9 protein-coding genes are annotated in these 10,063 nt (G+C 40.5%); 6 read left to right on the forward strand and 3 right to left on the reverse strand.

The window, feature by feature from the left end:
• Positions 1–648: 648 nt before the first annotated feature.
• The 6 genes from ACKPEB_RS12635 to ACKPEB_RS12660 all read left to right on the forward strand — a co-directional run bounded on the left by ACKPEB_RS12635 (position 649) and on the right by ACKPEB_RS12660 (position 7,998).
• Complete coding sequence (locus ACKPEB_RS12635; RefSeq protein WP_408965285.1) at positions 649–3,765, forward strand: GAF domain-containing protein; 3,117 nt, start codon at positions 649–651, stop codon at positions 3,763–3,765.
• A 307-nt stretch (positions 3,766–4,072) separates the two neighbouring features.
• On the forward strand, positions 4,073–4,648 hold the full coding sequence (locus ACKPEB_RS12640) for a hypothetical protein (protein ID WP_408965286.1): 576 nt from the start codon (positions 4,073–4,075) through the stop codon (positions 4,646–4,648).
• 454 nt (positions 4,649–5,102) lie between these two features.
• Complete coding sequence (locus ACKPEB_RS12645; RefSeq protein WP_408965287.1) at positions 5,103–5,621, forward strand: inorganic diphosphatase; 519 nt, start codon at positions 5,103–5,105, stop codon at positions 5,619–5,621.
• 56 nt (positions 5,622–5,677) lie between these two features.
• Positions 5,678–6,037: an aspartate 1-decarboxylase gene (gene panD / locus ACKPEB_RS12650; RefSeq protein ID WP_408965288.1), complete on the forward strand. Its 360-nt coding sequence runs from the start codon at positions 5,678–5,680 to the stop codon at positions 6,035–6,037.
• 399 nt (positions 6,038–6,436) lie between these two features.
• Positions 6,437–7,345: an MBL fold metallo-hydrolase gene (locus ACKPEB_RS12655; RefSeq protein WP_408965289.1), complete on the forward strand. Its 909-nt coding sequence runs from the start codon at positions 6,437–6,439 to the stop codon at positions 7,343–7,345.
• 74 nt (positions 7,346–7,419) lie between these two features.
• The gene (locus ACKPEB_RS12660; protein WP_408965290.1) at positions 7,420–7,998 is read left to right on the forward strand and encodes a cytochrome C; all 579 of its coding nucleotides are present in this window, start codon (positions 7,420–7,422) and stop codon (positions 7,996–7,998) included.
• Positions 7,999–8,100: 102 nt separating this feature from the next.
• Here the strand turns inward: ACKPEB_RS12660 and ACKPEB_RS12665 are convergent, their stop codons facing one another.
• The 3 genes from ACKPEB_RS12665 to ACKPEB_RS12675 form a co-directional block, all read right to left on the reverse strand.
• The gene (locus tag ACKPEB_RS12665) at positions 8,101–8,664 is read right to left on the reverse strand and encodes a DUF1349 domain-containing protein (protein WP_408965291.1); all 564 of its coding nucleotides are present in this window, start codon (positions 8,662–8,664) and stop codon (positions 8,101–8,103) included.
• A gap of 161 nt (positions 8,665–8,825) precedes the next feature.
• A complete protein-coding gene (locus ACKPEB_RS12670; RefSeq protein WP_408965292.1) occupies positions 8,826–9,164 on the reverse strand; it encodes a hypothetical protein in 339 nt (112 codons plus the stop codon).
• Positions 9,165–9,537: 373 nt separating this feature from the next.
• Complete coding sequence (locus tag ACKPEB_RS12675; protein ID WP_408965293.1) at positions 9,538–9,663, reverse strand: hypothetical protein; 126 nt, start codon at positions 9,661–9,663, stop codon at positions 9,538–9,540.
• Between the last annotated feature and the right edge of the window lie 400 nt (positions 9,664–10,063).

Below are 10,063 nucleotides of genomic sequence, written 5' to 3' on the forward strand. Positions count from 1 at the left end.
CTACTGTTAGAGTAGAGTCTTCACTCTTGGTATGTCAAGGGAAAAGAAAATTCCGTTTAACGTCAACGAAAAAGAAGATGAACGTCTCAAAAACTATGCTGAATCAGAAGGAGGATCAATCGCTGAAGTTCTTAGGGATTACATTAAAACCCTCACACCCCCTTTAGGGGGTCGCACTACATCCCACGACTGAAGTGTCTGGGCTTTGTGCGAGGTCTTTGTAATCGGAATATCAGACATCATTATTTTTGAATCTATCTGTACATCTAAGTGTACATCTAAATCCTGAAAAGTGATCGTCTAAAAATCACGACTGACGCAAGTACACTATATATAGCGTGCTTGCCTCAGTCCTGACTGATTAAAATCCGTGAAATCCTTTTAAATCTGTGATCCCGATTGCCTCTTGCCCTATTTTTTCAAAATTGGTAGAACAAAACACAGACAACATTTATACTAAATGCAACAATAGTTCCCCAAACCCGATTCACCTAAAATGCAATTAAATTCAGCAACTTGCCGATATGCAACGTAAACTGGTACATAGTATTTGTCTATGTGTTACTTTATTTTGATCAATCAAATCTTAAAAAAATATTAACCTTTGCCATCAGTATTGTTCTAGCCCTTGTTTATTATTAAGCAACTATGAAATCTGCATCCCCAAGCAATTCTGCACCCGAAGAATCAACTGTTGTCTCATCAGAAGTTGTTGATGTAACGATTGATGTAGCAGCCATTCCTGAACTCCCAACTGATCAAAATGGCAATCAAATTTCGAGTTTAATAGGGGGTGAGACCCCTCATCAAACCGCCCCTTCATCACAGAATGGGGGTTTAGTTCATTTGAATCGAAGCGAGGGCAGTTTTTCCTCTTTTTTAGCACCTTTAACTAAAGACAATTTTGTCAAAGTTGTTAAAGATGTGGAGGATAAACTCAAAACCGTTAATCAAACCTTATCGATGCTAAATAATCTGCTCGATGCTCAAGGGTTTGAGGAAATCCTCAATGAAATGTTGCGGTCGATTACACTCAAAATTGGGGAATTGTTGAATGCAGACCGTACCACAATATGGCTTGTTGATGAAGAAAAACATGAGCTTTGGTCAATCGTTGCGGGAGGAGAAAGAGGAAAAGCGTTAGAGCTTCGGATTCCTTCAACGGCGGGAATTGCTGGGGAAGTCGCCACAACCCGATCTGTTGTTAATATTCCTTACGATTTTTATGATGATCCCCGTTCTGAAGCCGCCAAGAAAATGGATCAAAAAAATGGATATCGAACGTATACCATGCTCGTAATGCCACTATTAAATGATGAGGATGGACTGGTGGCGGTGGTGCAATTACTGAATAAATTAAAACTCAATTGTGATCCTTCCCTTCCCTTAGATGAAAAAATAGATTTTCAAGGATTTACCTCAGATGATGAACAAATTTTTGAAGAATTTGTCCCCTCAATTCGCTTAATTTTAGAATCCTCTCGTTCCTTCTATTCTGCCACCGTCAGACAACGGGCTGCGGCGGCTTTAATGAATGCGGTCAATGCCTTAAGTAAGAGCAGTTTAGACTTAGAAGAAACTTTAAAAAATGTCATGGATCAGGCCAAAGAATTAATGAATGCTGATCGCAGTACATTATGGTTATTAGATGAAGAAAAAGGTGAATTGTGGACAAAAATTCCCATCAATGGCAATTTAGTTGAAATCCGTATTCCTCAACACGCTGGATTTGCTGGAATTGTCGCCCAAAGTCGAGAACCTTTATTAATTCCCTTTGATTTATATAATGATCCCCGCTCAGAAACCGCTAAACAAACTGACCAAAAAACTAAATATCGCACGTGCAGTATGTTATGTATGCCCGTGTTTAATGCCGATGATCAATTGATAGGAGTGACTCAATTAATTAATAAGAAAAAACAAGGAGAACATCCTCCTTATGATCCTGAAAACTGGCCGGAAGCTCCCGAACAGTGGAAAGCCAGCTTTAATGGCAATGATTTAGAATTTATGCGGGCGTTTAATATTCAAGCTGGAGTTGCGTTACAAAATGCTAAATTATTCCAAAAAGTTAAAGAACAAGAACAACGGCAAAAAGATATTCTGCGATCGCTAACAAATGGCGTGATTTCTACCGATAAAGAAGGTCGCATGATTGCTACCAATGAATGTGCGATGGAACTTTTAGGACTCCAGCCTGAAGATGTGGTTCAAGGTCGTTCAGTCCGAGATTTAATTCATATTAAAGAAGGGGATTTTGGAAAATGGTTTGATACCGCATTAGCCCCGAAAGATTCTAAAGATCGCCAACAATATTACCCGGATCAAACTTTATTATCGGGAGCTTCTCAAGAACCTCGAAGTATTAATTTATCCATTAATTCTATGTCCGATATTAGCAACCCAGAAAAAGTTAGTGGGGCTTTAGTGGTCATGGAAGATATTAGTGGGGAGAAAGAAGTCAAGAACTTAATGTATCGCTACATGACCCCAGAAGTGGCAGAACAATTATTAGCCAGTGGCGATACCGGTTTAGGTGGAAAACGTAAACAAGTCACGGTTTTATTTAGTGATATTCGCAGTTACACCACCTTAACAGAAAAACTACAAGCTGAAGAAGTTGTGACCATGCTTAACTCCTATTTTGAGGAGATGGTAGACACCGTATTAGGATATAAAGGAACCCTCGATAAATATATTGGGGATGCGTTAATGGCCGTGTTTGGATCTCCGGCTCCCTTAGAAGATCACCCCTGGATGGCAATGCAAGCCGCCGTTGAAATGCGTTATCGTTTAGCCGAATATAATCAAGGTCGTATTGCTCAAGGATTAATGCCTATTAGTATTGGGATGGGTCTGCATTCCGATGAAGTGGTATCAGGAAATATTGGTTCAAGTAAACGCATGGAATTAACGTCTATTGGGGATGGCGTTAATTTAGCATCTCGTTTAGAAGGAACCAGTAAACAATATGGAACCGATATTGTGATTAGTGAAAATACCTATATTCATTATTCTAATCGGGTGATTGTTCGGGAACTAGATTTCATCACGGTTAAAGGCAAAAGTCAACCCGTGAGAATTTATGAATTAGTGGGAATTCGAGAAGGGAAATTAGCTCGACCTCTTTCTGAAAAACAAGAACAAATTATCGAGCATTATCATCAAGGACGAGAATATTATCTCAAACCCGCAACGGAAAAATTAACCGATGGGGAACTGGTTCCGTTATTAGAAGAACTCGAAGAAATTTCTGAAGTTCAAATGAAAAAACTGTCCTATGATGATCAAGAATTATTAGGACAAATGCTGTTGAAAAATTCCCTAGCTAAATTAACTGAGATTTTAGATGAAAATCCAATCAAGCGGTTAGCCTTAGAGGAATTTAAACAAATGTCTTCGGAAGAAGCATTCTCAGTTTTATCGGACAAAATCAAAGGACTTACCCCCCGTGAAACTAAAAAATTATTAATTGCTAAACTCAAACAATTTACAACAGATGTCCATACTCAACAAATGTTAGAAACAGAAGCAACGGAGATGGCGTTACCGAAACTTCGGAAAATGATTGATTTAGCCAAACGGAAATTTGCAGTCAAAGCCAAAGAATCCTTAAGAAATGCCAAACGGGAATTTTTAACGGTGTTGGAAATTGATCCGAAGAATAAAGCCGCTAAACTGCACGTGGATCGCTGTATTCTCTATGAAACAACACAACCCCCGGATGAAACCTGGGATGGAGTGTGGAATCTCACTGAAAAATAGTGTTTTGTCAGAGGGTTGGATAGAATTAGGATCTTAGCTGGAAAGTTAAGATTCTTGAATGAGATTTAATCCCACGCAGTTGAACGTCATAAACTGAATTTGAGAGGAATGTTAAGGATTTAAAATATGGAGTCTGATTAGCCAGTTTCAATTAGCAAGAGATGTCTCCATCGAATCCTTAAGATCTGAAGTTCTACTGTTGTACTCGATCTCCCCGACTATAGGCAAAGCACGACTGACGGAGAGAAATGGCGCACAGGAAGTTGATGTTTCACCAATCAAATGATCAAAAATCAGAGAGTAAGATATGCCTAGAGTAAGTCCACAATTAACCGATCTTCAATGGGTCAAGCAAGTCCATGACTTCTTAATTGAAGTAGCACGGGCTTCTTTAGCGGATAGTCCGAAATTGCCAGAAAGCGTTTCCACTCAAGCTTTACCGTTAGCTCAAAAAGCTCAAACCATTCAGCAAAAAGCAGAAAATTCACCCAATCATCACACCAGTTGGCAATCTCAAAAAAGCCAATGGATTGAGCAGGTACGACAATTATTGTTAGAACTGTCTCGAATTGCTTTATCGGAACGCCCGAAACTGCCTGAAAATATAGCCCAACGGGCGTTAACCTTAGCAGAAACCGCCCAGGATATTCAAGAAGATGTTGATGATTCAGGACGAGATGACACTTCAGAAAATGATAATGAGGATGTTGATGATGCTTCCAGGGAAACATCCCTGTCCGTTGACGATTTATTGAAGCGTTTGAAAGAGGGTTTAAGGGCTGAATATCAAACCAATAAACCCAATGGAGATCCTCAATGGCAGCAATTGTTAACATTACTTGACGTGGTTGAGGACACCTATCATAGAATTCAGAAATCTTGAGCCATTTTTCAGGGATTGAGAGAGTAACAATTTCTCCCAATCTCTCTAAATATGAGAACACACTTTCCTGATCTTTGTGCTATATTAATTATATAAGTTATCATTTTTAAAGAATTAATATTAAGCAGTTGTAGCCTTTATGGAATCCGAGAGTCAACCAGCCAGGTCTGGTGAAAAATCAACTGATAGACTTGCAGACCTCATTGGAACTTTGATCGCTGTGTTAACCTTAACGCTACCTTTGCTTGCGGTTGCTCGTTATTCTGCCAGCCCAATTAATCCTTGGCAGTCTGATTCTCCTGATTACCCATCAATACAGAAATAGAGGGGTTGACCTTGACCATCTTCCACTGCCTGTACCCCTCGCCCCCTTGGAAGAAATGCCCATCCCCTTTAGAATTCTATCTAGGGCAATGCCCCAATTGAATCAATTTAAAAGCTTGGAGAACGACTCGTGGATTTATCGAAGATTCCGCCCCAACCGAAACCGGGTTTAATTAACGTTTTGATTGAAATTCCCGCAGGAAGTAAAAACAAATACGAATACGATAAAGAGTTACAAGCCTTTGCTCTGGATCGGGTGTTGTTTGCTTCTGTCCAATATCCTTTTGATTATGGCTTTGTTCCCAATACCTTAGCTGATGATGGAGATCCCTTAGATGGGTTGGTGATTATGGATCAGCCCACCTTCCCCGGCTGTGTGATTGCAGCCCGACCCATTGGGATGTTAGAAATGGTTGATGGTGGCGATCGAGATGAAAAAATTCTCTGTGTTCCTGCTGCTGATCCGCGTTATGCTGAAGTCAATTCGCTGAAAGATATTGCTCCCCATCGCCTCGAAGAAGTTGCAGAGTTTTTCAGAACCTATAAAAACCTGGAACGAAAAGTCACTGAAATTTTAGGTTGGCAAGATGTGGATCAAGTGGCTCCACTGGTTGAAAAGTGTATTCAAGCTGGCCAAGCCAAAAGTTAAGTTCTGTTAAGCTTCACGCACCCAGGATGAAATAAGAGACAAATCAAACTTTCACAATGCACCGAACATTACTATACGCTAAGATTCATAACTGTACTCTAACCGCAGCAAATGTTAACTATGTGGGGAGTATCACCATTGATCAATCCCTGCTAGAGGCTGCGGGAATCTTCGTTCATGAACAAGTACAAGTCGTGAATGTTGCTAATGGAGAACGGTTTGTCACCTATGTGATTCCGGGTGCTGCGAATTCCGGTGTGATTGAATTAAACGGGGCGGCGGCTCGTTTGGGAGTGGTGGGCGATCGCTTAATTGTGATGTCCTACGCACAAATGACCGTCGAAGAAGCCAACACTCACCAACCCAGAGTTTTGTTTGTTGATGAGAAGAATCGAATTGTGGAAATTCGAGGTTAAAATAATTTTAATGCGGTGATAAAATTCAACAGGTTGTCAAGAAACTTGCACCGCTCAACCAACCTGGAGTGCAGCCCTGACTCCCCCGTCACTCACTTAAAAAATCAGGGAATCTTGAAGCCCTTTGACCCTGCACAGTCTTTTAGTTGTATAACTAGGGCTGATCAGGAAACAGAATTGAATCAGCCCTTTAGGGTTCAGGGTGTCTGCCTTCGTCATACCGGGCTATTATAGGAGAAGCGGAATGTACAGATTGCATTACCACAAGTTCCAAAGCAAAAGTCAACTTCCAACTTGACTGCTCCGGTTAAGGCTGATTCCAATCAGTAGGAAGCCTACACGATACCCTCGGTTCGTGTAGAGTCAGTCACCGTTCTACGTCCAAGGCTAAAACAAACGATGCCAGTTTCTGATCCGCCAACCCAGAACCCACAGTCCTCTGATGAAACAACCTTCATGGACAAGAACTCTTCGATCGATTTTTCCGTGCGATTCTGGGGGGTAAGAGGTAGTATACCTACGCCCGGATCTCAAACGGTTCGATATGGAGGCAATACCTCCTGCGTGGAAATGCGCTTGGGTGAAAAACGCTTAATCTTTGATGCAGGTACCGGCTTAAGAGTCCTGGGACTGGATCTGATCAAAGAAATGCCTGTGGAAGCTTATCTGTTTTTTTCTCATACCCATTGGGATCATATTCAAGGGTTTCCTTTTTTTGTTCCGGCTTTTATTCCGATTAATCGCTTTCATATCTATGGAGCGATTGCACCTGATGGCACAACCATCAAAGATCGTCTCTGTGATCAGATGGTTCACCCCAATTTTCCTGTCCCGATCCACGTGATGCAGTCGGATATGAAGTTTTATAACTTATCACCGGGGGATATTGTGACCTTAGATGATATTAAGATTGAAACAGCTCCGTTAAATCACCCGAATGTGGCAGTTGGGTATCGCGTTACTTGGCAAGGAAAAACGGCGGTTTACTGTAGCGATACGGAACATTTCCCTGATCGCTTCGATGAAAATGTTCTCCATTTGGCCAAGGAAGCGGATGTTTTTATTTATGATGCCACTTATACCAATGAAGAATATCACAATGAGCAATTCCCCAAAATTGGCTGGGGACATTCGACTTGGGAAGTAGGGGTGGAAGTTGCCAAAAAAGCGGGAGTGAAGCGGGTTGTCATGTATCAACATGACCCGTCCCATAGCGATGATATTCTTGATGAAATAGAAGCTCAAGTGCAGGTGGTGTTTCCCAATGGCATTGTCGCCCGCGAAGGCCTGATCTTACAACTGGATTAACCACCACTCCCAAGACAGAAGGGAGCAATTTGGGCTAGGATTGCTATCATATTGGCAGATCATGAGTCTTCGTTATGGGTTTTCTCAGCCGAAAACAAAATTATCAGCAACCAAGGCGAAAGCGACGGTTTTCTCCTGGGGTTTTGATCCTGGTCACAATTTGGAGTGTGGGTTTGGCATTAGGGCTGCTCAAAACCCTCAATGCAGCTTCCTTACAGGAAAGCACTGAAACGATACCTCATCTCAATCTCATGGCCAGTGTTGACCGTGTAGAACCTGAATATCAATTGGGATTAGAACTCTATCTCAACACTTGTTCAACTTGCCATATTCCGATTCCGCCTCAAGTGTTTCCGACTCAAACTTGGCAACAAATTGTTCAAGATCAACAACATTATGGCGCGACACTTCAACCCTTAGAGGGGCCATCATTGTTGTTAATGTGGAAATATCTTCAAACCTATTCCCGTTCAATTACCCTGAAGGATGAGGCGATTCCCTATCGTTTTAATCGTTCTCGTTATTTTAAAGCTCTCCATCCCCGTGTTGATTTTTCTGAATCTGTGACTGTGAATCATTGTGTGAGTTGCCATCCGGGTGCAGCAGAATTTAATTATCAACAATTAACACCTGAATGGGAAAATTCGCCGTAAATCATGATTGATTAAGGTTAAGAACCTAAACATAATTATATTCCCTGTTCCCTGTTCCCTTTCTTAACTCGGTAATTGATTTTGCACAAGCACTGATATTGATTAAAGCATCTGAATTTTAAAGGCTTCAAAGGTTGTTAAAAACCCATTTCCTTGAGGAGAGGCACACATCAAACCTACTTGAACGGTTTTATTCAGGGTTAAATAACCTAAACGTAACAGTTGATAATATTGACCATCAAAGGAATATTTAATTTCTACCGCTTCTGCTTTTCGGGTTAATTTTAACCATAAAGAAGCCGGAGGAGAAGATAAAGGAATGACAGACCAATCTGAATAGTCTCGCGTGATAACAGCACTAATATTCTGGACTTCTTCAACAAATTCAATCCCTGTTTTTAACCAAACTCTTTCGCTTTCTCGAACCATTAACCCCGCTTGGTCATACAGAGTTTGATATTCTCCGGTAATTTTCACTTGGATTTCAAAATCTCCGGTAATTTCCTGATAGTAAAAATGTCCATTATCTCGAATAAAATCATAATGGGTGACTCTCCAAAAATCGGTTTTTTCTGCCGACTGAACAATGATTTGATTTTCTGTCTCTTGCCAAAATGAAGGTTCATTGTACCAATATTTAACAGTCGGTAACATTTCAGACATCATCAATAATTCCTAAATTTTCTTTGATCAAGGACTCCCAACCCTTGTAAGCCCTGACCAATATATATCATTGAACTGGCAAGATTAGGACAGATAAAAATATAGGGGCAAATTCGCCCCTTTGGGAAATCATCATATCATTTTATGAGTTAAAATTAGCAGAATTAAGCGGCAAGCGGAATCGAAGTCCTTGCATTTTCAATCAGATCAATGGTTGCTTTCACCGTTGCTAAATCTTCCGCTTCAAACCAGCGTTCGCTTGAATAATCATAAGCTTCCCAAGTTTGGGTGACTTCAGCATCATACCAAATAAACCAATCTCGATAAAGTTCTCCTTGATCAACATCAGGAGCAAAGGATAGCCATTCATCTCCGGTAAAAGTGTTCATGTTTTCTATAATTTTTTGTAAATCTGATAGTGTTAAGGAAACATTAAAAGAATGAGCAGAATTGACAGTCAATTCAGAGGTAAAAGTTTTGGTGATGTTAAAGTTAGATTTCATGGATAGAAGCTTGACTCGATGTTTATACTCTACCGAGATGAACCTAATTTTGTCTGGGTTGAATGTGACACTCTTTTAACCCTAACAATTCTAGGTAATCCCCTTGACAAAACCGATATCAAAAGATTAAGCTAAAAGTCTATAAGGTGCAGTAGACAGTTCCAGAAATGGCACAATGGTCTCGTTCGTGTCGCGAAAAACCGTCTGTGGTTTTAGTCATTTCTGATCAGTGAATCCACAATCAGGACAAAACACCAATGATCATCAAGGAAGATGGGAAACACGGTTAACGTTAATTTCAGGGTTGTTATGGGTGCAACCTTTGTTGTAACTCATGATGGAAACAACTGCTATCCTTAAACCGTGTTGTCCGTCAAGCCACTGCTACCTCAACATCCTTGGTTTCGGGTTTCACAACGATCCATTTTCCGGTTTCGGGATCACGGTAGGTCATGAAAGGGTTGGGCCGCAGTTCTTTGTTGGGAGATTGAGTCGCCATAAGTCAGCACTCCAAAGACTTAGCCTTATTTTTAAAATTGTGCCATTCCTCCTGGGAGTTCACGGTGATATTATCCTGCTTTGATAGTGAAGCTAATCAAGGGTTTAAAGTGACGGAAGACACAATTAATTAGTGATTTGCCTCATGTCAATTTTGGATTACAATATCTACAAATGTTAAAGCTTTTTGAAAAGAGTAGAAGATGAAAACCTATCCCAAATTATTTCCTAACGGTATAAATAAAAAACAGGATAAAGTTAATGATAAATAAAATTAGCCTGCGATACCAATAGACGGTTGCTAGGCTATCGCAGGTTAAAACTTAATACCTTTAACCACCAATCATCATCGGTTGAGGTTCAAAGTTCGGGAAAATGCGATCGCCATTATAATCATTAGA

This window comes from Planktothrix sp., from assembly GCF_046067725.1.
GTDB lineage: Bacteria > Cyanobacteriota > Cyanobacteriia > Cyanobacteriales > Microcoleaceae > Planktothrix.